Origin of the sequence: Hyphomicrobium sp. DMF-1, assembly GCF_027886585.1 — a bacterium.
Lineage (GTDB): Bacteria > Pseudomonadota > Alphaproteobacteria > Rhizobiales > Hyphomicrobiaceae > Hyphomicrobium_C > Hyphomicrobium_C zavarzinii.
Genome location: NZ_CP115706.1, coordinates 627,516 through 649,671 on the forward strand (window position 1 = coordinate 627,516; position 22,156 = coordinate 649,671).

Below are 22,156 nucleotides of genomic sequence, written 5' to 3' on the forward strand. Positions count from 1 at the left end.
CCTCACGTCGTCACGAGGCCAGATTTCGCGAGCACGAGGTCAGCGAGTCCCGGCGCGTCGTCGAGATCGAAAACGGGAAGGCCCGCGTCCGTCACGGCATGATCGGCGGCGATGGCGACGACGAGCGGATCGGTGCCTGCGAGGGGCGGGCCTTCGCTCTGGCCGTGCCGGCGAACTTCGATCTTGCAGATGGGCTCGTGCTTGTAGCCTTCCACGATGACGATGTCGGCCGGCGTGAGGCGGGCGACGATCTCCTCCAGCTCGGGGGCGGGCTCGTCGCGCATTTCATGCACGATGGCCCAGCGGCGCGGCGAGACCAGCACGGCGTCGCGGGCGCCGGCCTCGCGGTGGCGCGCGCTGTCGGTGCCGGGAGCTTCGAATTCGACGTCGTGATGGCTGTGCTTCACGGTCGAGACCCGGTAACCGCGCTTCGTCAACTCCCGCACGAGCTTCACGACGAGCGTGGTCTTGCCCGAATTCTTCCAGCCGGCAACGCCGATGACGAAGGGCGCGAGGCCGCTCATGCGACGCCTCCGCGGTGGGCGCTTGCCGTCATCAGGCCATTGGCGAAGGCCAGGTCGTCGGGTGTGTTGATGTTGAAGAACGGGTCCACGCGCTCGCCCGCGATCTCTTGATCGGGGAAGGGTACGGCCACGGCGCCGAGGCGGTCCACGATCGCCTCGACCCGCCGCTCGCTGCGCGCCAAGGCTGCTTCGATCTCGCTTGCGGTTTCGAGCGGCCACAGGCCGATCACGTGATGGCGGTGGCCGTGGGATTGGGCGACGGCCGCTCTCAACACCGGCGTGGAGCTTGATGCCTCCAAAAGCCGATGCACGAGATCGGCCGGAACGAAGGGGGCGTCGGCGGAGACACTGACGACGGCGCGCGTTTGCGGGCGCACACGTGCCGCCCAGTGAAGCGCAGCGAGCACGCCTGCGAGAGGGCCGGGGAAATCAGCCGTCTCGTCCGGCACGACGGGAAGCGCGAGGGCTGCGAAGCGGGCGGGGTCTCCATTGGCGTTGATCGCGAGAGCGCCAACCTGGGGGGCCAACCGCTCGGTGGCGTGCCGGATTAGGGGACGGCCGGCAAGCTCGAGCAGCGCCTTGTCGCCGCCACCCATGCGCCGGCTGAGGCCTCCGGCCAGCACCACGCCTGTAATTTCATCGCGCGCGATCATGCCCGTTCTTCGACTCCGGCTTTTCATGACCGGCTCGAAGCAATCCGAGCCCGGTCAGCTCAATCGTTGGCGAGGCGCTCGCACCCAGCCTTGCTTTTTGTGAAGACGAAGACGCGACCGATGTCGCCCTCGCAATTGACCATCACCGCCTCGAGGTCGAGCGACGGGGTCTCCTCCATCAGCTTGCATTCGGGGTAGCGCTTCATCAGCTCCTCGGGCGTGAGGGTGACGCCTTCGGCCTCGATCGGGGGGCCGCATTCCCGGCCGCTTTCCGTCTGCTGCAACATCCACCAGTCGGCGGCACCTGCTTCGGCCGACATCAGAAGGGCTACACCGACGATCAGCCCTCCCAGTCTCCAACCCGACACTTTCTGCATCTGCCCGATCCTCTCGCGCGCCATGGACGGCGCTCCGTCACCCTACTTTGCGGCACGGGGAGCGCAACTGTTCTCCTCTGAAGCTTTCCGCTCGTGTCTGTCCTCTGACGGTAAGCCCGTCTATAGTCCCGCCGGAAGTGGGGCAGGGATTCAAGATGAAGAAACTCAATCGCCGGAAATTCCTCAAGATTGCGGGCGCGGGCGGGGCGGCCGCCACGGTGGCGGCCTGCGAGCAGCCTGCGGCTCCCGCGATCACGGAGTCGATGCCCAAGCTCTATTGGCGGCTCACCTCGAGCTTCCCCAAATCGCTCGATACGATTCACGGCGCGGCCGAGGTTTTTGCCAAGATCGTGGGGGAGATGACGGACGGCAAGTTCACGATCCAGGTGTTCGCGGCGGGCGAGATCGTAGGTGGACTTCAAGCCGCTGACGCGGTCTCGGACGGCACCGTCGAGGCGGCGCATACTGCCTCCTACTACTACTGGGGCAAGGACCCGACCTTCGCGCTCGCGACCGGCATTCCGTTCGCCCTCAATTGCCGGATGCAGAACGCCTGGATGTACGAAGGCGGTGGCATCGACCTCATGAACGAGTTCTATCAGCGCTACAACATTTTCGCGCTGCCGAGCGGGAACTCGGGCGCGCAGATGGGCGGCTGGTACCGGAAAGAGATCAACAAGCCGGAAGACTGGAAGGGCCTCAAGATCCGCATCGGCGGGTTCGGCGGGGCGATCATGTCGCGACTGGGTGCGGTGCCCCAGCAGATCGCGGGCGGCGACATCTATCCGGCGCTCGAAAAAGGCACGATCGATGCGGCCGAGTGGGTAGGCCCCTATGACGACGAGAAGCTCGGCTTCTACCGGGTGGCCCGCAACTACTATTATCCCGGCTGGTGGGAAGGGCAGGCGATGCTGCACTTCTTCTTCAACCTCGAAAAATGGAACAGTCTGCCGAAGCCCTACCAGGCCATCATCCGCAGCGCGTCGCAGACGGCCAATATGATCATGATGGCGCGTTACGACATGCTCAATCCGGCTGCGTTGAGGCGGCTGGTGAAGGCGGGCGCCATCCTAAGGCCGTTCTCGGAGGAGGTGCTCGACGGCTGCTTCAAGGCTTCGAACGAGGTCTACGCGGAGCTTTCCGCGAGCAACCCGAGCTTCAAGAAAGCTTACGACGCGATGACGGCGGTGCGCGCGGAGGAATTCCTCTGGTTCCAGCTCGCCGAGCACACCAGCGACACGTACATGATGATCCAGCAGCGCAAGAACGCACTCTAGGGCTCCAGAGAGACCGACTGCAAGGGTCCGAAGCCATCCTGCTGCGGGCGGCGTTTGCCCGTCCGTTGTTCTTACGCGATAAGCGTGCGGACCGCGGTGCGGATCTGCTCGAGCGTGAACGGCTTGATGATGACGTTGAGGTTCGGCGACTTCAACGCCTGGGCGCGGTCCAGCTCCTCGGCGAACCCGGACATGAGCAGCAGCTTCAGACGCGGCGAGGTCTCGATGGCGCGGCGGGCGAGATCGATGCCGTCGAGCCCCGGCATATGGACATCCGAAACCAGGACATCGATACCCTCCGGCGCGGCAATGAGCCTGTCGAGCGCCTCGGCGCCGTCCTGGGTGAGGTCTACCTTGTGACCATCGGATTCGAGCGCGCGCTTGACCAGATCGCGCGTCGCCTTGTCGTCGTCGGCCAGCAGAATATGAGCCATCCCTCGTCCTCCCGGACTTTGCTGCCGCTGTTACGGCCAGACTACTGCTCCTTCATGACGCCAACGCGTGGGGTTCGGATCTAGTCTATTCCTTCGTCATGCGGCCAACGAAAGGCAGCTCGCGATAGCGGTGCGCCACGTCCATGCCGTAGCCGACCACATATTCGTGGTTTCCTTCGAAGGCGCTGAAGTCGGCCTCCACGTCGACGGCACGGGGGACCTTCTTGTTGATCAGGACGCAGGTCAGAATCTGGGTGGCGCCGCGTGCGGCGATCAGATCCTTCGCGAACACGAGGGTGCGGCCGGAATCGAGCACATCGTCGATCAGCAGAACGTTGCGGCCTTCGACGTTGAGATCGAGATCCCGCAAAATCTCGACCTTGCCGGAAGAGGTCTTGCTCTTGCGGTAGCTCGAGAGCGTAAGGAAATCCACCTCGGGCTCGAGCCCGATGCGATGAAGGGCGCGGATCAGGTCGGCGGCAAACACGAAGCTGCCCTTGAGCACGGCCACGATCAGCAGGCGCTCGAGCTTACGGTCGGATATCTCCAGCGCCAGTTTCTCGAGACGGGCGGCGATGCTTTCCGCCGAATAAATGACCTCGACCTCGGAGTGTGCGCCGGATGTCTGCTCCGTCATGCCAATTCCTCTACCAGCGGTTCAGAGCGCGACCGGCTCCCCGTGAGAATGACGGGACCGAATCTCACTCGAAATCATAAGTTTAGAGCCTGATCCTTGTCCGAGACTGGGCACGGGACCGGCCGGTTTCGAGGCCGCGGGCTCTGCCGTCCTCAAGGTATCAAGTGATCCGCGGCCAAGTGCAAGGCCAGCGGCCTAATGTCGGTGAACGCAGTGCTGCCTCGATTGTACATGCCGTCGCCATATTCGTAACCGATTGATACTGCCGCCGCCTTCCCGCATATAGGCGCTCGACTATCGATCGAAACCATCTCAGTTCATTCCGGAGCGAAGCGACCGTGATACGGTTGACGAATGTCGGTCTCAAATACGATCGGGGGCCGGAGATCCTGTCGGAGGTGAACTTCCATCTCCGGCCGGGGTCGTTCCACTTTCTCACCGGTCCATCGGGCGCGGGAAAGACGTCGCTTCTGCGGCTGCTTTTCATGTCGCTCCATCCGACGCACGGACAGATCCAGCTCTTCGGGCAGGATGTGAGCCGCATCACGACCAGCAAGCGCGCGCCGCTGAGACGACGCATCGGCATCGTGTTCCAGGATTTCCGTCTGCTCGAGCATCTGACCACGTGGGAGAACGTGGCGCTGCCGCTGCGCGTGGTCGGCAAGCGGCTCGACGACTACAAGGAAGACGTCACGGATCTCCTACAGTGGGTCGGTCTCGGTGACCGGATGCACGGCTATCCGTCTGTGCTTTCGGGCGGTGAGAAGCAGCGCGCGGCCATCGCGCGCGCTGTGATCGGCAAGCCCGAGCTGCTGCTCGCCGACGAGCCCACCGGAAACGTGGACCCGCAGATGGCGCGCCGCCTGCTTCGCCTATTCATCGAGCTCAACAGGCTCGGCACCTCGGTTCTGATCGCGACACACGATCATCAACTGATGCGACAGTTCAAAGCCCCTCGCCTGGAGCTGCACGACGGCCATGTCCGGATCGTATGACAGACCCCCTGATCGGCCGGGTATGCGCGGATTGGGCTCCTCTCCTCGCACCCCGGAGTATGACGCCTATGACGACGGCGCCGTCGTGACACAGCAGGGCGGACGCACGTCGACGCAGTCTCGCGATCCCGCGTATGGCACCTACGAGCCGGAGCCGATCAGTCCGGATTCCCTCAGGACCGACTACGAGCGCGTCTCCCGGCCGGACATCTACGTGCCCACGCGGGAAGCGCGCAAAGTGCAGTCGCTCACGGCGCCGATCGTGCCGGCGGGATCGGTCACGGGCCGCTCGCTGACGCTCGTCATCACCATCATGTGCTTCCTGGCGTGCCTCACGGTCGGCGCGGTCTACATGATCCGCCAGTCCGCCAACGCCTGGTTGCGCGACATTGCGAGCGAGGTCACCGTCCAGGTGCAGGCCAAGGATGGGACGGATGCCGAGAAGCTGACGCAGCAGGTGGCGACCTATCTCGGCCAGCAGGCAGGCATCAGCAAGGTCACGGTGATGTCGGCGGCCGAATCGGCGGCGCTGCTCGAGCCATGGCTCGGGCCTATCGACGATCTCAACGCGCTCCCCCTGCCTCGCCTCATCGCCATCGAGCTGGATAGGGCCGGTACGCCGAACGTGGACGCGGTGCGCGAGGGCGTGGAAAAGCAGTTCCAGGGCGTCACCCTCGACGATCATCGGCGCTGGCAACGGCAGATCACGACCATCACGCACAGCTTCTCGCTCGGCGGGCTCGCCATTCTGGCGCTGGTCGCAATGGCGACGACGGCGATCATTGTCTCGGCGACCAAGAGCTCGATGGCCTCCAACCGCGAAATCGTGGAGGTGCTGCACTTCGTGGGCGCCACGGACCGCTTCATTGCCCGCGAGTTCGAGAAGCATTTCCTGCGGCTCGGCGTGCGCGCGGGGCTCGTGGGCGCGATCCTGGCGCTCGCGGTTTTCACGCTGATGCCAACCATCGTGCAGATCCTGGGCGGCGGGTCTCTCACGCTCTCCGAGCTGCACCGGCTCGTGGGTTCCGGGTCGCTCGATATGGCGGGCTACGTGCTGATGGGCATCGTGGTGGTGGTGATCGCTGCGCTTTGCATGCTGACGTCGCGTTTCGGCGTCTTCCGTATCCTTAACAGCAAGCATTGAGCGGCCGGCGGAGATCAGCCCGGCTGGGGCAAATTCCGTCGATTAATCAATCCTGAAGACGGCGTGAGCACGACTTGTCACAAGGGAGGCCAAATCAGCTAGTCTCCTCCCTGAGTAGGTCGCTCGTAGAGGGTTCGAGTCCGTGGTTCGGCGGGTCTCGGCCAGCTCAAGAGCGGGGTGGGCAGTCATGATTCCGAGACGCTTCGTCGTTGCTTTTCTCGGTGCGGCCGTGTCGCTGGTCGCATTCGGATTCGTGCTGTTCGCAAACTCCGTGATGCGCGAGCCGGAACTTCAGAACGCGCGCGCGGACGGCATCGTGGTGCTCACGGGCGGGCAGACCCGCATCACCGAGGCCGCCAGGCTTCTGCAGGATGGGCGCGCGCAGCGCCTGCTGATCTCCGGCGTGAACCAGAAGATCGGCCGGGCGTCCCTGCTCAAGATCTCCGGGCTCGACGAGAAGATTTTCGCCTGCTGCGTGGATCTCGGCTATGCGGCGCTGAACACGGTCGGCAATGCGGACGAGACGCGGCGGTGGGCGGAGGCGCTGGGCTATGACCGTCTGATCGTCGTCACGGCGAGCTACCATATGCCGAGGAGCCTCGCGGAGCTCGCGCGCGCCATGCCCAACATCGAGCTCATTCCGCATCCGGTGGCGCCCGATGTGCTGCGCCGGAAGGTTTGGTGGCTCGACGCGACGGCGGCACGGCTGCTTGCTGCCGAGTACGTCAAGTTTCTGCCGGCGGCGATCCGGCTGGTGGTCGCCCGTGGGGTCACTCCCTGGCAGGCGACCTCCGTGACTGCGGCGTCGGGCACGCCCAGCAAGTCGTAGACATAGGTCTAGACAATGTTGGCCCCGTCGGATTGATAGGTTCCGACCGGATCGTCTGCCCTGAACTGGACCCCGCCTTTCTATGCTTCTTCTCCGTTCCTATCTGTTCGCGCTGGCCTTCTACGTCACGACGGCGCTGTTCCTCGTACTCGGCTCGTGGCTGCTGCTCGGACCCAGGCGCTGGGCGATGGCGGGGCTCAAGCTGCACGCCATCGTCTCGGTGTGGCTGCTGCGCGTGATCGCGGGGACTAGGCTCGAGGTGCGTGGGCGCGAGAAGCTGCCCAAGGGCGCTTATCTCGTTGTCTCCAAGCATCAATCCGCGTGGGACACGTTCGGGCTCGTGCCGCTGTTCCGCGATCCGGCGATCGTTCTCAAGGACGAGCTCAAGTGGATTCCGTTCTACGGCTGGTTCTGCGTGAAGTTCGAGCACATCCTGGTGAAGCGCGACAAAGCCGCGAAGGCGCTGAAGCAGATGATCTCGGATGCGCAGTCCCGTGCCGCCGAGGGGCGCGAAATCGTGATCTTCCCCGAAGGCACACGCCAGGCGCCCGGCGCGCCGCCCGACTACAAGCCAGGGTATGTGGCGCTTTACGAGGCTCTCGAGCTTCCCTGCGTGCCGCTTGCCCTCAACTCCGGCCTCTTCTGGCCGCGACGCCAGCTCGTGCGCCATCCGGGCACGATCGTCGTCGAGTTTCTCGATCCCATTCCGGCCGGGCTGCCCCGCAAGGAGTTCCGGGCCATGCTGGAGGCCCGCCTCGAAGCCGCCTCTCAGCGGCTTGTCGAAGAGGGGAAGAAAAGTCTAGACGAGAACAAATAGGAACTTATAGAGAACATTTTGTTGACGATTTGGGGGTAAGCCCCTATATATTGGAGCCGTAATCAACGGTTCGAGGCGCGGATGAAAGACGCCCCCACGTTCCTTGCGCCGATCTCTGAGGAGATCTGGCGGCTCAAGTACCGGTTCACAAACGGTGGAGCGCAGGGGGGGCAGCCCGGCGAATCTCTGACGGAGACGTTCCGGCGCGTGGCGGAGGCGGGTGCCTCGGTCGAGAAAGGCGGAAAACGCGTCCGCGCACGCTGGGCCGATCGCTTCTACGAAACGATGGCTGACTTCGGCTTCCTGCCTGCGGGGCGCATTCTCGCCGGCGCCGGGACGGGACGCGCCGTCACGCTTTTCAATTGCTTCGTCATGGGCCGGATCGAGGATGATCTCGGCTCCATCTTCCAGAACGTCAAGGAAGCCGCGCTCACCATGCAGCAGGGCGGCGGCATCGGGCATGACTTCTCGACGCTGAGGCCCAAGGGGGCGCTGGTCAGAAGCATCGGCGCGGATGCGTCCGGGCCGGTGAGCTTCATGGACGTGTGGGATGCGATGTGCCGAACGATCATGTCCGCGGGCGCGCGGCGCGGCGCGATGATGGGCACGCTCAGTTGCTCGCATCCCGATATCGAAGCGTTCATCGACGTAAAGTCGGATCCGGTGCGCCTGCGCAATTTCAATCTCTCGGTGCTCGTGCCGGACGCGTTCATCGCTGCCGTTCGGGCCGACAAGCCGTGGGATCTCGTCTTCGAGGGAAAGGTCTACAGGACGGTCTCGGCGCGTGCGCTGTGGGAGCGCCTGATGCGGGCCGCTTACGACTACGCGGAGCCGGGCGTGATCTTCATCGATCGCGTCAATGCGATGAACAATCTCGCTTACTGTGAGCAGATCTGCGCCACCAATCCGTGCGGCGAGCAGCCGCTGCCGCCCTATGGCGCGTGCCTCCTCGGCTCCATCAATCTCGCCCAGCTCGTGAAGCATCCGTTCGAGGCGGGCGCGGCGATCGATGCCGCGGAGCTCGAGGAGCGGGTGCGCGTCGCGGTCCGTTTCCTCGACAACATCATCGATGTCTCGGGATACCCGCTGCCTCAGCAGAGGCAAGAGGCGATGGCCAAGCGGCGCATCGGTCTCGGCGTCACGGGGCTTGCGGATGCGCTCATTGCAGTCGGTGTGCGCTACGGCTCGCCGGAAGCCGAGACGCTCGCGCAGTCGTGGATGGCTTCGATCGAGCGGGCGGCCTATCTCGTGAGTGCGGAGCTTGCGGGTGAGAAGGGCGCGTTCCCGCTCTACGATGCTGAGCGGTTTCTCTCATCTCCCAACGTGGTGCGGCTGCCGGCAGAGGTGCGCGGCGCCATCGTGCGGGACGGCATTCGCAACGGCTGCCTCACCTCGATTGCGCCGACCGGCACCATCTCTCTCTTCGCAGGCAACGTTTCGTCCGGTGTCGAGCCGGTTTTCGATTTCCGCTACACGCGGCGTGTGCTCGGTAAGGACGGGGCGACACGGACGGAGGTGGTCGAGGATCTCGCGCACGCGCGCTTCAGGCGGATGTTCGGAGAGCGAGAGCCGCTCGGGCCGCAGTTCGTCACCGCGGGCGATCTCTCGCCGCGCGAGCATCTCGTGATGCAGGCGGCGATGCAGCGGCACGTGGACAGCTCCATCTCGAAGACCATCAACTGCCCGCCAGAAATTCCGTTCGAGGCGTTCAAGACGATCTATCTGGATGCTTTCGAACTGGGGCTCAAGGGCTGCACGGTCTACCGGCCGAACGCGGTGACGGGCGCCGTGCTCTCCCCGGTCGAGGGGGCTCCCGATACCTCCTCCGGTCCACGAGCGGAGGAAGCGGTTGCGGACGAAGCTCCTCGAAAGGCTCCGGCTGTGGCTGTTGCGGTGGCGCCGGTGGAGATTTCCGCCGCGCGGCATGGCGATGTCGTCTACATGTCGCAACCGCTCGATCGCGATACGGTGCTCGCGGGCTTTACCTACAAGCTCAAATGGCCGGAGAGCGATCACGCGATCTACGTGACGATCAACGACATCGAGCGCGACGGCCGCAGACGGCCGTTCGAGATCTTCATCAACACGCGCAATCTTGAGCACTATGCGTGGACGGTGGCGCTCACGCGCATGATCAGCGCCGTGTTCCGCCGTGGCGGAGACGTGGCGTTCGTGGCGGAGGAGCTCAAGGCGGTGTTCGATCCGCAGGGTGGGCGCTGGATCGGCGGGCGCTACGTGCCGAGCCTGCTTGCTGCGATCGGCGAGGTGATCGAGACGCACATGCGGCGGATCGGGTTCCTCACACCGGCCGATGGCGCAATCTCGCTTCCGATCGCGGAGCCCGTGTCGCTCGGCGGCGGAGAGGACGGGGCCGAGCGCCGTTCAGCGGGCGGTTCCGGGTCGAGGGCCGGAGTGGCCCCTACGCTGGGCCGAAGCTGTCCGCGATGTGCCTCACAGACCTACGTGAAGGAAGCCGGGTGCTGGGTCTGCCGCTCGTGCGGGTTCTCGCGTTGCGAGTAAGGCCGGGCCGCGGCGGGCTGTAAACGTGACAGATCCGTGGCAGGGAGCGGCCCTGGCGGGAGTGCTGCCCGAAACTGGTTAACTCAATGACTCGCAAGGGGCGTTCCCCAGGTGACAGCGCGAAGCGGGCGCGGCGCATTAAGGTTTCCCGCAGTGTCATTGCCCTGAAATGACTGAGATGGAGCCATATTTCGGCTGAAAATGCTCAGCACTCTCAGGGTCAGTTCGGTAGCGTCAAAGGCCGCGTAAACGGCAAAGGAACTTCGTCATGGGAGCGCGTGTCATTCAACTCGCAGAGATCAGAGCTCGCCGCTCGGCTCAGACCCCCGTCGTGGCGCTGGACAGCCCCTCGGAACTCAACGACCGGTTCCATTTCTGGAGCGGGGCTTCGGGGCGGCGTTACGTTCATTCCGTTTATGACCTGCTCGACTGCCCGGAAGTTCCGGCTGCCAATTTCCTGCTCGTCCGCCGCGATGGTTCGGGCCGCCGCTCGGTGCTGGCCATTGGCCACCTGACGCACGACGCGGGTTCGCTCAATCTCGCGGAGATCCGTCATCGCGGAGCCCGGCTCGGCGCCAACGAGGTTCACGTCCATCTGCTCGCCCCGTCCGCTCAGCAGCGCCGGATCGTGGAACTCGACTTGCGCGCCGGTCAGATCGACTGCGGCGCCAACGAGGAGCGCATCTCCGGAACGCGCCATTAGAACTCAACTCTTTTGAATTTGAGACCTTGCTCGCGCCGAACCTGAAATGGTCCGGCGCGATTTGCATTTCAGAGACCGTCTTGCGCTTCAGGCGAGGACCGCTCGCATCATCCAGAGCCCGAGGAACAATCCGAGCAGGGACATGGCCACGCTGCCCGCAACGTAGACGGCCGCCAGCAGGGGCTCTCCGCGCTCGATGAGGAGAGCGGTGTCGAGAGAGAAGGCCGAGAAGGTGGTGAAGCCGCCGAGGATGCCGGTGGCGAGGAACAGCCTCAGATCCGGCAGGATCTCTCCACGGGACGCGAACCAGCCTGCGGCGAGGCCCATCGCCGTCGATCCGATCACGTTGATGGTCAGGATGCCGTAGGGGAACCCGCTGCTCGCAAGGGCGGTGATCCAGATATTCATCACATGGCGCATCAGTCCGCCGATGCCGGCACCGATGAACACGATAATGGATGTTCTCATTCCTGTCTCCGCATAGGGCCTCGTTAGGCTCCCGCACGGGAAGCTCGAGGCAAGCTCCTACCCGCGCGAAAGCGCCTGGTAGGAGCCATCAGCCTTGCGGCGGTTGTCGGGAGACTCCATTCCCATCCCACGGCGCCAATCTGCGCGATGCGCGGGGGCTTGGCAAGGATCGGCGCAAGGATCAGCGCAAGGATCAGCCGCGCTTGGCGCGATAGCCGAAACGGTTGTCGCGCACGGTGCGGGGTGTCGCAAATGTCCGCGTTGCCCAGGCCCGTGCCAAGGCTGCCGTGGGGGAGCGTGCGCAGTTGGTGCTTGCTGCCCGCGCGGCGAGCGCGCCGGTGAGGGTGAGGAGCCTGTCGAGTCTCCGTTCCGAGATGCCAAGCTCTTTCAGGTGGCGGAGCGTGCTCAGGAGATAGTCGAGATTGGTGCCGCCGCGCCCTGCCGATCGGCGGATCAGGCTCGCCTCGCGGCGGAGGGGGAGGCAGCCGGCGTAGGCGGGGTGTGCGCGCTCGGCAATGTAAGTGATCGCCCACACGGTTCGCGGCGCTTCGCCCGTCTCGTGGCCGAGCACGACAGGCACCAGAGTCTCGCGATAGACGCCGTAGATCAACTCGCGGCGGCGGAGGTAGGAGACCGTTTCGGCTCGCCGCTCCGGCGCGATGCGAAAGGCGATGCCGTCGCAAATGCCGCCGCGGTCGAGGCCGAGCACGAGCCCCGGCTGGCGCTCGGTGCCGCGATAGTGAATGGAGTAGATGCAGAAGGCGCGGTGGAAGCCGGTGAGGCGCGCGCGGCGGGCTTCGGCATAGGCGAAGCCCGGGTTCCACATCAGCGATCCGTAACCGAAAACCCAAGTGTCGGCGGGCTCTACGGGCATCGGGATCGCTTGCTCCTCACTTGCGTTTGGCGGAGGGCGGCGTTGCGGGAGCCGGTCCCTTGGTGCGGCCGAAGTCGGGGGCCGCGATGTCCTGACCCGCCTGGATGATGTTGCGGCGGATGGCGCGGGCCTCGGTGAAGAGGCGATGCAGCGTCTCGCCGTCGCCGAAGCGGATGGCCCGCTGCAGCATGGTGAGATCCTCGGTGAAGCGGCCCAGCATGTCGAGCACCGCCTCCTTGTTGTTGAGGAATACGTCGCGCCACATGATGGGGTCGGAGGCGGCGATGCGCGTGAAATCGCGGAAGCCGCCGGCCGAGAACTTGATCACCTCGCTGTCCGTCACGCGCTCGAGATGGGCGGCCGTGTTGACGATATTGTAGGCGATAAGGTGGGGGACATGGCTCGTGATGGCGAGCACGAGGTCATGGTGCTCGGGCGTCATGATCTCGACCTTGGAGCCGAGCGCCTCCCAGAATTTCTTCAGCTTCTCGACGGCTGCCGCATCGGTGTGGGGCTCGGGCGTGAGAATGCACCAGCGGCCATCGAACAACTCGGCGAAGCCGGCTTCCGGGCCGGACTGCTCGGTGCCGGCGATGGGGTGGCCGGGGACGAAGTGAACGCCCTGCGGTACGTGAGGGCTCACGTCCTTCACGATGGACGCCTTGACGGAGCCGACGTCCGTGAGGATGGCGCCCGGCTTGAGGCTGCGCGCGATCTCCTTGGCGATTGGGCCGCAAAGTCCGACCGGCGTGCAGAGAATGACGAGATCCGCATCCTCGACCGCCTCGGCGGCCGTGACGAAGCCCTGCTCGATCAGGCCGAGGCGCATGGCGGTCTCGACGGTCGCGGGTGTGCGGGCGGAGCCGACGATGGAGCCGGCGAGGCCGCCGCGGCGGCAGCCATGACTGATGGACGAGCCGATAAGCCCGATGCCGATCAGAGCGACGCGGTCGAACATCACTTTCGTCATGCGTGAGAGCCCACGAATTCTGCGAGGGCATCACGCACTTTTCGGTTCTCATCCTCGGTGCCGATGGTGAGGCGCAGGGCGCCAGGCAGGCCGTAGCCCGCCACACGGCGCAGGATGATGCCCTTCTGCTTCAGGAAGGCGTCACAGGCGGCAGCATCGCGGCCGGGACCATCCGGGAAATGGATCAGGATGAAGTTGGCGACGCTCGGCGTCACGCGGAGGCCGAGCTTCTCGATCTCGCTGGTGAGCCAGGGCAGCCATTGCTCGTTGTGGTGGACGGCGGCCTCGATGTGGGCCCAGTCGTCCATGGCGGCAGCGCCCGCAGCGATGGAGGGCGCGGAGAGATTGAAGGGGCCGCGGATGCGGTTCAATGCGTCGGCGACGGCTGCCGGGCAGTACGCCCAGCCGATGCGCAGGCCCGCTAAGCCGAAGATCTTGGAGAATGTGCGCGTCATCACCGTGTTCTCGGTGGTGGCGACCAGCTCGAGGCCCGCCTCGTAGTCGTTGCGGCGCACATACTCGGCGTAGGCTGCATCGAGCACGAGCAGCACGTCGGACGGGAGACTGGCGCGCAGGCGGCGCACCTCGTCGATGCCGAGGTAGGTGCCCGTGGGGTTGTTCGGGTTGGCGAGGAAGACGACGCGGGTGCGCGGGGTGACCCTGGCGAGGATCGCGTCCACGTCGGCCTTGAGGCCGGTCTCGGGCGCGACCACGGGCGTCGCGCCGGCTGCCAGGATGACGATGCGATAGAGCAGGAAGCCGTGCTCGGTGAAGAGCCCTTCGTCGCCCGGCCCCAGGTAGGCGTGGGCGATGAGGTTGATCAGCTCGTCCGATCCCGCGCCGCAGACGATGCGGTCGGGATTGAGACCGAAGCGGCGCGCGATGGCGTGCCGAAGCGCCGAGGCCTGACCGTCAGGATAGCGCTCCAATGCGCTGCCCGCCTGCGTGAACGCCTCCACCGCCTTGGGGCTCGGCCCAAGGGGCGTCTCGTTCGAGGAGAGCTTCACAGGCTTCAGCCCGCCCGGAACATGGCTTTCGCCCGGAACGTAGGCCTCGATGTCTAGGACGCCAGGACGGGGTTTCGGAGCGGCAGGGGCCATGGGTGGCTTCCAGGATGGTCGTTTTCAGGATGGCCTGGCCAGGGCGGCGCAGGCGAGGCCCCGTGATACCGAGGGAGCCGCCAAAGCGCAAAGGATTAAGCATCGCAAGGGGCTGGGACGCCCTCGACGAGATGGGGCGCCTTCCAGACCGCGCGCGGAGAGGGGTGATCTCTGACGGGAGATTTTTTCAGTTCCCGTTTTACAAACTTTTAGTCGCGAATGCCGAAAGCTCATTTCAATGCGAAATTGCGGAATCAATTCGCTAAATGACCATCGAATATAGGTTATCGGAGATGCGGCGTTGCGGCTTGAAAATCGTCTTCTGCTTTTTGTTTTTGCATCGTCTTTTGTCATCTCTTTTACGGGTGCTCATGAGGCCCTCGCGGACAAGATTGGCGCGAGCAACCTGCCGCGTCCTGCTCCTGGGCTCAAAGGCCGGATCAACGACGCGGACGGTGCTACCTCGGCGGCTGTTCTCGGCGGCAGTCTCGGCTTCACATCCAACGCCGGCCCCACCCTCGCCGAGGTGCCGAGCGCGTTTCACGACCGGGCCTTCGGCTATGCGCACGTGTTCTCCACGCCCCTAGGCCGGCTGGATCTCGGTCTCAATCTCTCGGAGCGGCGCTACGTATCCTTCCAGGACGCGAACGAGCGGGCTGCCAGTCTCGCGATGTCGCTCTCTAAGGACTGGGCCGGGCAGCAGACGCTGCTCGCCTTTGCGACGTCTGCCGGGCGCGACGTGGAGGAGCGCCTGGGGGAGACCAGCGTGTCGCTTTCGCACGCCTGGACCAGTGGCCGGCTGAGACCCTATCTCAAAGCGGAGACGGCGCTTCTCGATTATCGAGATCTGCCGGATCCCTTCCAGCCCTCCGGCAATCAGGACGACCGGGACCGTCTTTCGTCCCGGCTACAGGCTGGAATGCGCATGACTCTCACGGAGCATGTGGAGCTCGAGCTGGGAGGCGGCGTCGACACCAAGCACTACCTCACCCGCACGGACGATTTCGGCGTGCGGCGCGGGAGCGTCTCACTCTTTCCAGCGATTGGGCTCGCGTATACAGGCGAGACCGGAACCCTGAGAGGGCTTTATATGCCGTTCTGGCGGGACTTTCGTGACGATCTATTTGCCGATGGGTGGCATCACGGCTACGCGGTGGAAGGTGAGATGAAGCTGTCGGATACGCTCAAGGCCTTCGCCTCCGCGCGCTACGGTTTCGAAGAGACGGACTTCCTGATCGCTAGCGCGGCCTACGAATCGGTCGCGATCGCGGGAGTCGTTTGGACCGTTGGAAAGGGAACTCTCTCGCTCGCCGCATCGCAGACGCGGCGCTCCTACGACGATCTGGATCTCGTCGCGCTGGCGCGGTTCGATGAGAAGTTTGAAGTGGCCCTATCCGGAGAGATGCCGCTTGTGGAAGACCTCTCTCTCAATGGGCGTATCGGATATCTCGACTACAGGAGCTCGTTCGGCGATATCCGGACAGACGCTTTTACGGCGGCGATCGGGCTGACTTATGCGGTAGCCCAATGAGGGGGCGAGGGTCGGGTGGGCTGTACTCGCCCCCTCAAAGAGTCAGCGGCCGCCGATTCCGAGACCAAGGCCAAGCCCGAGGCCAGCCTTGACTTTCACGATGTTCAGGACATTGAGCTTGGCGCCCACCTGTGCTCCGGCACCGACGCCGATGGCGGGGCCGCCGTGGCCGTGGCTGCCGCCGCGGCCGCCGGCCTGTGCCGGAACGGACATGGCGAGGGCAAGGGTCGCTGCGAGCGCAATGCAAGCCGATTTCATGCTGGTTTCTCCTTTGGCGCGTTTTAAGTTTTTGTGCCGTTTTGCTTTGGCCATTGTTTTGTAATTCGATCCGAATTGGATCGCAAATTAATCAGCGTATAATGGTGAAATGCTGGAACGAATATTTCTTCGTCATTTGAATGATTTGTGGGTGCTTTTCCTTGCGTTTATCGGGTCATTTGCCCTGGGGCCCGGAAGGGGGCGGCGGAGGATTTTCCGCCACGTTGCCGGTCGAGGCGGGCCGGAGGGCCGAAGTCGAGAAGATTTGTCGCGCCGTAGAAGCTGGGGAACGCGGGCTATCTGCCCGGAATTTCGACGTATTCCCTGCGTCTGGTTGCCCCAATCAACCGAATGGCGGGAAGCGCTAGCTTAGGCTTGAAGCGAGCTTGCGGCTCGCCAATGGCATTGAGGAATGACGACGTATTACGATTACCTGAGGGACAGGGTGCTGGCGTCGGCCGTTTCGAACCAGGCGCAACTCGAGCACCTGATCCATGCCGAGCGGAATGCTTTCTGGCAGCAGATCTGTATGAACCCGGCCTACGACGAGCACGCCAGAATGGGCGCGCTCGCGGCGTTCGACGAGCAGGCCTCGCGCGTTCTGAGTGAGCATGCGGGCCGGTTCGGCCGCCCGCAGCCTGCGCCCGTGGAGCCGGCCGCCGCGATCTCCCATCATGGCGGAGGAGCGGTCGCGCATGGCGGTGTCCGTGAGCGTCTGCCCGCGCGATCGCGTGCCCTCTCGCGGGATCTGTTCTTTTTGCTGGTCGGTCTCGTTCTAGGCGTGATGCTCGGCGTCGCCGCCGCCTACTTCGGACGGGCGGTGCTCGTGGGGTCCGCGGCGAGCGCGGGCGGGGGTGGTGCGCTCGGGATCACGGGGCTCACCGCGTCCAAGTCTTCCTTCAAGTTCGTGCGGAGCAACCCGAGCGAGCCGGAGGGTGAGATCGAGGTCGCGTATGCGGACGGCGCGCCCCGTGGGCTCACCTGCACCGTGGAGGCGAGCTATCGGCAGGTTCTGGAGTATGTGAAGTTCGACAGCGGGTGCCGAAAGGTGTCGTTCAAGTTCCTGCCGGCGGCAGATCTCTGGGCGAACTGGAACTACCTCGAAGGCTACATGGTGTTTTCGACCACCATCAGCTCAGCCTCTGGCGGCCATTGGGAAGGCTCCGCCAGCGTCTATTTTTCCGTCAATGGAACGACGTGAGAGATAGGCAATGCCGCAGAGCCGATCCGGCTCCGCAGCTCACTGCATATAGGGGCTGTCGCCGCCGTGCGGCGCGTTCGGCGTGGAGAAGAAGAAGCCGTTGTCGAACGGGCCGGCGTTGGTCTGAGCCTGGACGGTGGGGTCCACGAAGCGGCGCGTGTTGGTGCCCTGCAGATACTTGTAGGAGTATCCGCCACGACGGGGCGCCGGACGAACGACGCCACGCAAAGGCTTCTCTTTCGCATAGGCCTTCTGGGCGAAAGCCGGCTCGGAAGCGACAGGCACAGCGAGCAGAGCCGCGGCCACGATCATTTTGAAGAGACCAAGAGTTTTCATAGCTCTAAATTAACCCAGGTTGGGGGTGCATGTCGATGTGGGGCGGTGGTCCTGGTCTTCTTTCGGCCGCCGGGTGTGGCTTTCAGAACCTCCGGCGGGGCGCGTTCTTACCCAAGCTCGCCCTACCATCGGCGAGCCGGGATTTAGGATTAGTTAACGCTGTTACCCAGGGCCGGTTCCCGGCCGGCGACGTGCGTCATCCCCCCGGCCTTGACCGCGGCGGGCAAGCTCCGATATTCAGAATGTCTTCGCTCGTGGTGATTTGGCCGGCCGGCTTGCAGCCACGTTAAATAAGTCGCTAAATGGGCCGTCGCACACCCGATATTTCGGTTGGGCCGGCCTCAGGTCAGGGCCGGTGTCGAGATCCCGTCATGGACGGGTCGGGAGTGCGCAAGGCATGGGCACGTTTTCCGCGTCCGAAGGGGCTGACCGTTCCGGCGAACCCAGGGTAGAGGCGCGGCTTTCCGAGGTAAGCCGTCCCTCCAGTCCGACGGTCGTGTTTCCCGAAGACAAGCCCTTGCGGCTCGAATCCGGCCAGCTGCTCGCGCCGCTCTCGATCGCCTATCAGACCTACGGCACCCTCAACGCCGACAAGTCGAACGCTATTCTCATCTGTCATGCGCTGACGGGTGACCAGCACGTGGCCAGCCGCCATCCCGTGACCGGCAAGCCCGGCTGGTGGGAGGCGCTCGTCGGCCCGGGCAAGCCGGTCGATACGGATCGCTTCTTCATCATCTGCCCCAATATCCTCGGCGGCTGCATGGGCTCGACAGGGCCTGCCTCCCTCAACCCGAAAACCGGCAAGCCCTACGGTCTCGACTTTCCTGTCATCACCATCGGCGACATGGTGGATGCGCAAGTGCGCCTCATCGACCATCTCGGAATCAATCAGTTGTTCTCGGTGATTGGCGGCTCCATGGGCGGGATGCAGGTGCTGGAATGGGTGACGCGGCAGAGGGAGCGCGTGGCGACGGCCATTCCGATCGCCACGGCGCCCTGGCATTCCGCGCAGAACATCGCGTTCCACGAGGTCGGGCGGCAGGCCGTGATGGCCGATCCGGATTGGCGTGGCGGCAACTACTACGAGGACGGCGTCGTTCCCAAGAACGGGCTCGCGGTGGCGCGCATGGCGGCCCACATCACGTATCTCTCGGAGAAGGCGCTCCAGGGCAAGTTCGGGCGCAATCTCCAGGACCGCGCGGCGCGCTCGTTCTCGTTCGATGCGGATTTCAAGATCGAGAGCTACCTGCGCCACCAGGGGTCTACGTTCGTCGATCGCTTCGATGCCAACAGCTATCTCTACATCACGCGCGCCATGGACTACTTCGATCTCGAGAATGCGCACGGCGGTAAGCTCGCGAACGCTTTTGTCGGGACGAAGACGCAGTTCTGCGTGGTGTCGTTCACGAGCGACTGGCTCTATCCGACGCGCGACAGCAAGGCCATCGTGAAGGCGCTCAACGCGGTTGCCGCTAACGTGAGCTTCGTCGAGATCGAGAGCGACAAGGGCCATGACGCATTCCTGCTCGAGGAGCCCGAGTTTCACGCCACGGTGCGCGGCTTTCTGACGGCGGCCGCGGCCAAGCGCGGCCTCGCCGCCTACGCGAGGGGGATCTGATGCAGAAAGCGGTTCCTTTCGCCGGTCAGCAGCGCGCAGACCATCTGCTGATCGCGGAAATGGTAGCGCCCGGGTCGCGCGTGCTCGATGTGGGCTGCGGGGACGGTGCTCTCCTCAAGCTGCTCGCGGAGACCAAGGGCGTCGATGGGCGCGGCGTCGAGCTTTCGCGCGAGAAGGTCAATCTCTGCGTGAAGCACGGGCTCTCCGTGATCCAGGGCGACGCCGACCGGGATCTGGCCGACTATCCGGATCAGGCCTTCGACTACGCGGTTCTGTCGCTCACCATCCAGGCGACGCGCGATCCGAAGACGGTGCTCACCAATCTGTTGCGCATCGGGCGGCGGGCCATCGTGTCGTTTCCGAACTTTGGACACTGGAAGATCCGCGCGCAGCTTCTGTTCACGGGGCGCATGCCGATGACGCCCAATCTGCCCGAGCCCTGGTACACGACCGCGGACGCGCATCTCTGCACGATCAAGGATTTCGTGGATCTGGTCGCGCTGGTCGATGCGGAGGTGGAGGAAGGAGTGGCCTTCAACAGCAAAGGCGAGCGGCTGCCCATACGCCGGTCGCTGTCGCTGCAGAACCTGCTCGGTGAAAAGGCCGTGTTCAAGTTGAAGCGGCGTGGCTAGCTCCAGGTCTCTAATGAGACCGACGAGTCACGTTTCGGACTGACGGGTCCGAAGCGATCATGGTTCGGTCCTCTATCCGTAAGCTGGGCGAGGCGTGTCGATCTGCGTCAGCGGGCCGTGACGAGGTTGCGGAACGCCTTGGCGCGTGCGGGCTTGCCGTTGACCGGGGCCACGATCTCCTTGCGCGCCTCCACCATGAGAACGCCGCCGAACCTCGGAGACATCCGCGTGCCGATGCGTTCCCACGCGGTGGCGGAGCGCACGAGCATGCTGCGGTCGAAGGGGGGCAGGTGCAGCGCCGTGGTCCAGCTCAGTGGCGTGAAGAGCGATTGCGCGAGCAGCACGTCGAGCTGCGAGCGGCTGTAGGGGCGTCCGTAGCCAAATGGCGTGGTGTCGACATGTGCCCATAGTCCGCGCCGGTTCGGCACCACGATCAGGAGGCGGCCCTGCGGCGCCAGCGCGCGCCAGAGCTCCCGCAGAAGCGGGGTGACCTGCTCGGCGACTTCGAGGCAATGGATGACGAGCAGGCGATCGATGGCGTTGTCCCGCACGGGGAGAGATCCCTCCTCGACCAGCGTCGAAAGGATCGGCGAGGCGGGAGGCCAAATGAGTGCGCCCTGGCTTTCGGGCATGAAGGCCGCGAAGCTTCGCGCGTCGTTGCGGTAGCTGCCGAGAAACGGCGTGCCGAAGCCGAGGCTCGCGACCGTTTCGCCCGGTGCAGGCCCCCACTGGGAGCGGATACGGCGAGCGAGAATGCGTCGCGCGATCTGGCCGAGCGGCGTCGCGTAGAAATCCCGCAGAGTGGCGACGTCGAGATGCATGCGTCTCAGGGGGTCCTGTTCTAGCTCGTACCCGGTCTCTTTTCGCCCGATCGGCCCCGGTATGACAAGCTCGGGCGCGCCGGAGTGGCGCCGCTTCGCGCCTTACCGCGGAAAACCGCTTCACACTTCTCCGGAAGCACTCTAGCCTTGCTCCAGAGCCCCTCATGCAATGCGGGCGAGTCACAAGAAACATGACCCAACCGCAAATCCATCAGTTTCCGTGTCTCAAAGACAATTACGGCGTGCTCGTTCATGACGCGGACGGGGGCGTGACGCTGTCCATCGACGCGCCGGATGCGGCTGCCGTGACCCGGGCGCTCGACGAGCGGGGCTGGCGGCTCACGCATATTCTTGTGACACACCATCACGCCGATCATACGGCCGGGATCGCGGCGCTCAAGGCGGAAACGCATTGCACGGTGATCGGGCCGCGTGGCGAAGCGCAACGCATTCCGTGCCTGGACGTGGCGGTGGGCGAGCCCGACGTGCTGCCGCTCGGCAGTCTTTCGGTGCGCGTGCTCGATACTCCGGGGCACACCATAGGTCATGTCACCTATTGGATCGAGAAGGCCGGGGTCGCGTTCGTCGGGGATACGCTGTTCGCGATGGGCTGCGGCCGAGTTCTGGAAGGCACGGCCGAGATGATGTGGGGTTCGCTCGTGAAGATCGCGGCCTTGCCAGGCGAGACGCTCGTCTATTGCGGCCACGAATACACGGTCTCGAACGCGAAATTCGGGATTTCGATCGAGCCGGAGAACGCCCTGCTCCAGCAGCGTTTAAAGGACGCGGAGGCGACGCGTGCCGCGGGGGCTGCCACGCTTCCGACGCGCATCGATCTCGAGCGGGAAACCAACGTGTTCCTGCGCGTCGACAGGCAGGATCTGCGCGAGCGGCTGGGGCTTTCCTCGGCGCCGGACTGGAAAGTGTTCGCGGATCTTCGCGAGCGCAAGAACCGCTTCTGAGACGCAGAGGCCCACACGCATGGATGCCGATCAGATCATTGCGGCTCTCGGCCTCGCGCCTCATCCCGAGGGCGGCTATTTCCGCGAGACGTTTCGTGATGCGGCGCAGACCGGCGGCCGGTCACAGTCGACCGCGATCTATTTCCTGCTCAAGGCGGGACAGGTCTCGCGCTGGCATCGGGTGGATGCGGTGGAGGTCTGGCATTGGTATGCGGGGGCGCCGCTCGCGCTTTCGATCGCCGCTCCCGGAGCCACGGCTCAAACGCTGCGGCTTGGCCCCGCTCTCCTCGATGGGGAGCGTCCGCAGGGACATGTGCCCACGGGACATTGGCAACAGGCCTGGTCGCTCGGGGCATGGACGCTGGTCGGGTGCACCGTCGCACCGGGGTTCGAGTTCGCAGGGTTCGAGATGGCGCCGCCGGATTTCGTGCCGGGTGCCGCAACCTCCTGATCCAGCACGGCAGAGGCCCTGACC

General features: G+C 64.6%; 25 protein-coding genes and 2 riboswitches. Of the genes, 13 read left to right on the forward strand and 12 right to left on the reverse strand.

Features of this window, described 5'->3' with window-relative positions:
- Positions 1 to 2: 2 nt before the first annotated feature.
- From mobB to PE058_RS02810, 3 genes are read right to left on the reverse strand one after another with little or no spacing between them, the layout of a single operon-like run.
- Positions 3 to 524 carry a molybdopterin-guanine dinucleotide biosynthesis protein B gene (gene mobB / locus PE058_RS02800; RefSeq protein ID WP_020083947.1) on the reverse strand — a complete coding sequence of 174 codons (522 nt, stop codon included), beginning with the start codon at positions 522 to 524 and terminating at the stop codon, positions 3 to 5.
- The gene (gene mobA, locus PE058_RS02805; protein WP_271029782.1) at positions 521 to 1,177 is read right to left on the reverse strand and encodes a molybdenum cofactor guanylyltransferase MobA; all 657 of its coding nucleotides are present in this window, start codon (positions 1,175 to 1,177) and stop codon (positions 521 to 523) included. The genes mobB and mobA overlap by 4 nt, the downstream gene beginning before the upstream one ends.
- A gap of 59 nt (positions 1,178 to 1,236) precedes the next feature.
- Entirely contained in the window at positions 1,237 to 1,578 is a 342-nt protein-coding gene (locus tag PE058_RS02810) for a hypothetical protein (protein WP_020083949.1), read from the reverse strand.
- A 131-nt stretch (positions 1,579 to 1,709) separates the two neighbouring features.
- Here PE058_RS02810 and PE058_RS02815 point away from each other — a divergent pair, with 131 nt between their 5' ends.
- Positions 1,710 to 2,831 (forward strand): TRAP transporter substrate-binding protein, encoded by a 1,122-nt coding sequence (locus PE058_RS02815; protein ID WP_020083950.1) that lies wholly within the window; start codon positions 1,710 to 1,712, stop codon positions 2,829 to 2,831.
- 71 nt (positions 2,832 to 2,902) lie between these two features.
- Here PE058_RS02815 and PE058_RS02820 read toward each other — a convergent pair whose 3' ends face one another.
- Together PE058_RS02820 and hpt are read right to left on the reverse strand one after the other, a co-directional pair.
- Positions 2,903 to 3,265 (reverse strand): response regulator, encoded by a 363-nt coding sequence (locus PE058_RS02820; RefSeq protein ID WP_020083951.1) that lies wholly within the window; start codon positions 3,263 to 3,265, stop codon positions 2,903 to 2,905.
- Between the two features lie 85 nt (positions 3,266 to 3,350).
- Positions 3,351 to 3,902 carry a hypoxanthine phosphoribosyltransferase gene (hpt, locus tag PE058_RS02825; protein ID WP_020083952.1) on the reverse strand — a complete coding sequence of 184 codons (552 nt, stop codon included), beginning with the start codon at positions 3,900 to 3,902 and terminating at the stop codon, positions 3,351 to 3,353.
- A 338-nt stretch (positions 3,903 to 4,240) separates the two neighbouring features.
- Between hpt and ftsE the strand changes: the two genes are divergently transcribed.
- From ftsE to PE058_RS02855, 6 genes are all read left to right on the forward strand, one after another.
- The gene (gene ftsE, locus PE058_RS02830) at positions 4,241 to 4,897 is read left to right on the forward strand and encodes a cell division ATP-binding protein FtsE (protein ID WP_026867729.1); all 657 of its coding nucleotides are present in this window, start codon (positions 4,241 to 4,243) and stop codon (positions 4,895 to 4,897) included.
- Positions 4,881 to 6,041, forward strand: a complete 1,161-nt coding sequence (locus PE058_RS02835) for a cell division protein FtsX (RefSeq protein WP_156827153.1) — start codon at positions 4,881 to 4,883, stop codon at positions 6,039 to 6,041. Before ftsE ends, PE058_RS02835 begins: the two co-directional genes overlap by 17 nt.
- A gap of 187 nt (positions 6,042 to 6,228) precedes the next feature.
- Positions 6,229 to 6,870, forward strand: coding sequence for a YdcF family protein (locus PE058_RS02840; RefSeq protein ID WP_020083955.1), 642 nt, complete (start codon positions 6,229 to 6,231; stop codon positions 6,868 to 6,870).
- 82 nt (positions 6,871 to 6,952) lie between these two features.
- Positions 6,953 to 7,687 carry a lysophospholipid acyltransferase family protein gene (locus PE058_RS02845; RefSeq protein ID WP_271029783.1) on the forward strand — a complete coding sequence of 245 codons (735 nt, stop codon included), beginning with the start codon at positions 6,953 to 6,955 and terminating at the stop codon, positions 7,685 to 7,687.
- 81 nt (positions 7,688 to 7,768) lie between these two features.
- Positions 7,769 to 10,207 carry an adenosylcobalamin-dependent ribonucleoside-diphosphate reductase gene (locus PE058_RS02850; RefSeq protein ID WP_271029784.1) on the forward strand — a complete coding sequence of 813 codons (2,439 nt, stop codon included), beginning with the start codon at positions 7,769 to 7,771 and terminating at the stop codon, positions 10,205 to 10,207.
- Positions 10,208 to 10,475: 268 nt separating this feature from the next.
- Complete coding sequence (locus PE058_RS02855) at positions 10,476 to 10,910, forward strand: hypothetical protein (protein ID WP_020083958.1); 435 nt, start codon at positions 10,476 to 10,478, stop codon at positions 10,908 to 10,910.
- A gap of 87 nt (positions 10,911 to 10,997) precedes the next feature.
- Here the strand turns inward: PE058_RS02855 and crcB are convergent, their stop codons facing one another.
- The 4 genes from crcB to hisC all read right to left on the reverse strand — a co-directional run bounded on the left by crcB (position 10,998) and on the right by hisC (position 14,322).
- Positions 10,998 to 11,378 carry a fluoride efflux transporter CrcB gene (gene crcB / locus PE058_RS02860; protein WP_020083959.1) on the reverse strand — a complete coding sequence of 127 codons (381 nt, stop codon included), beginning with the start codon at positions 11,376 to 11,378 and terminating at the stop codon, positions 10,998 to 11,000.
- 72 nt (positions 11,379 to 11,450) lie between these two features.
- A riboswitch (Fluoride riboswitch) is annotated at positions 11,451 to 11,511 on the reverse strand.
- Between the two features lie 60 nt (positions 11,512 to 11,571).
- Positions 11,572 to 12,252: a gamma-glutamylcyclotransferase gene (locus tag PE058_RS02865; protein ID WP_271029785.1), complete on the reverse strand. Its 681-nt coding sequence runs from the start codon at positions 12,250 to 12,252 to the stop codon at positions 11,572 to 11,574.
- Positions 12,253 to 12,268: 16 nt separating this feature from the next.
- The gene (locus tag PE058_RS02870; RefSeq protein ID WP_271029786.1) at positions 12,269 to 13,222 is read right to left on the reverse strand and encodes a prephenate/arogenate dehydrogenase family protein; all 954 of its coding nucleotides are present in this window, start codon (positions 13,220 to 13,222) and stop codon (positions 12,269 to 12,271) included.
- Positions 13,219 to 14,322, reverse strand: a complete 1,104-nt coding sequence (hisC, locus tag PE058_RS02875; protein WP_271029787.1) for a histidinol-phosphate transaminase — start codon at positions 14,320 to 14,322, stop codon at positions 13,219 to 13,221. The genes PE058_RS02870 and hisC overlap by 4 nt, the downstream gene beginning before the upstream one ends.
- 301 nt (positions 14,323 to 14,623) lie before the next feature.
- On the opposite strand from hisC, the gene PE058_RS02880 reads away from it, so the two are divergent.
- Positions 14,624 to 15,853, forward strand: a complete 1,230-nt coding sequence (locus tag PE058_RS02880) for a hypothetical protein (RefSeq protein ID WP_271029788.1) — start codon at positions 14,624 to 14,626, stop codon at positions 15,851 to 15,853.
- 42 nt (positions 15,854 to 15,895) lie between these two features.
- On the opposite strand, the gene PE058_RS02885 is transcribed toward PE058_RS02880, so the two are convergent.
- The gene (locus PE058_RS02885; protein WP_020083964.1) at positions 15,896 to 16,111 is read right to left on the reverse strand and encodes a hypothetical protein; all 216 of its coding nucleotides are present in this window, start codon (positions 16,109 to 16,111) and stop codon (positions 15,896 to 15,898) included.
- A gap of 412 nt (positions 16,112 to 16,523) precedes the next feature.
- Between PE058_RS02885 and PE058_RS02890 the strand changes: the two genes are divergently transcribed.
- A complete protein-coding gene (locus tag PE058_RS02890; protein WP_020083965.1) occupies positions 16,524 to 17,312 on the forward strand; it encodes a hypothetical protein in 789 nt (262 codons plus the stop codon).
- Between the two features lie 39 nt (positions 17,313 to 17,351).
- Here the strand turns inward: PE058_RS02890 and PE058_RS02895 are convergent, their stop codons facing one another.
- Positions 17,352 to 17,648 carry a hypothetical protein gene (locus PE058_RS02895; protein ID WP_156827154.1) on the reverse strand — a complete coding sequence of 99 codons (297 nt, stop codon included), beginning with the start codon at positions 17,646 to 17,648 and terminating at the stop codon, positions 17,352 to 17,354.
- Between the two features lie 244 nt (positions 17,649 to 17,892).
- Positions 17,893 to 17,971, forward strand: a riboswitch (SAM riboswitch).
- A gap of 74 nt (positions 17,972 to 18,045) precedes the next feature.
- Between PE058_RS02895 and metX the strand changes: the two genes are divergently transcribed.
- Together metX and metW are read left to right on the forward strand one after the other, a co-directional pair.
- Entirely contained in the window at positions 18,046 to 19,266 is a 1,221-nt protein-coding gene (gene metX / locus PE058_RS02900) for a homoserine O-acetyltransferase MetX (protein ID WP_020083967.1), read from the forward strand.
- Positions 19,266 to 19,898 (forward strand): methionine biosynthesis protein MetW, encoded by a 633-nt coding sequence (gene metW / locus PE058_RS02905; protein ID WP_020083968.1) that lies wholly within the window; start codon positions 19,266 to 19,268, stop codon positions 19,896 to 19,898. The genes metX and metW overlap by 1 nt, the downstream gene beginning before the upstream one ends.
- Before the next feature lie 107 nt (positions 19,899 to 20,005).
- Here the strand turns inward: metW and PE058_RS02910 are convergent, their stop codons facing one another.
- A complete protein-coding gene (locus PE058_RS02910) occupies positions 20,006 to 20,719 on the reverse strand; it encodes a class I SAM-dependent methyltransferase (RefSeq protein ID WP_271029789.1) in 714 nt (237 codons plus the stop codon).
- Between the two features lie 191 nt (positions 20,720 to 20,910).
- Between PE058_RS02910 and gloB the strand changes: the two genes are divergently transcribed.
- Both gloB and PE058_RS02920 read left to right on the forward strand, forming a co-directional pair.
- Positions 20,911 to 21,681 carry a hydroxyacylglutathione hydrolase gene (gloB, locus tag PE058_RS02915; protein ID WP_020083970.1) on the forward strand — a complete coding sequence of 257 codons (771 nt, stop codon included), beginning with the start codon at positions 20,911 to 20,913 and terminating at the stop codon, positions 21,679 to 21,681.
- Positions 21,682 to 21,700: 19 nt separating this feature from the next.
- The gene (locus tag PE058_RS02920) at positions 21,701 to 22,132 is read left to right on the forward strand and encodes a cupin domain-containing protein (RefSeq protein ID WP_271029790.1); all 432 of its coding nucleotides are present in this window, start codon (positions 21,701 to 21,703) and stop codon (positions 22,130 to 22,132) included.
- The last annotated feature ends 24 nt before the right edge of the window (positions 22,133 to 22,156 follow it).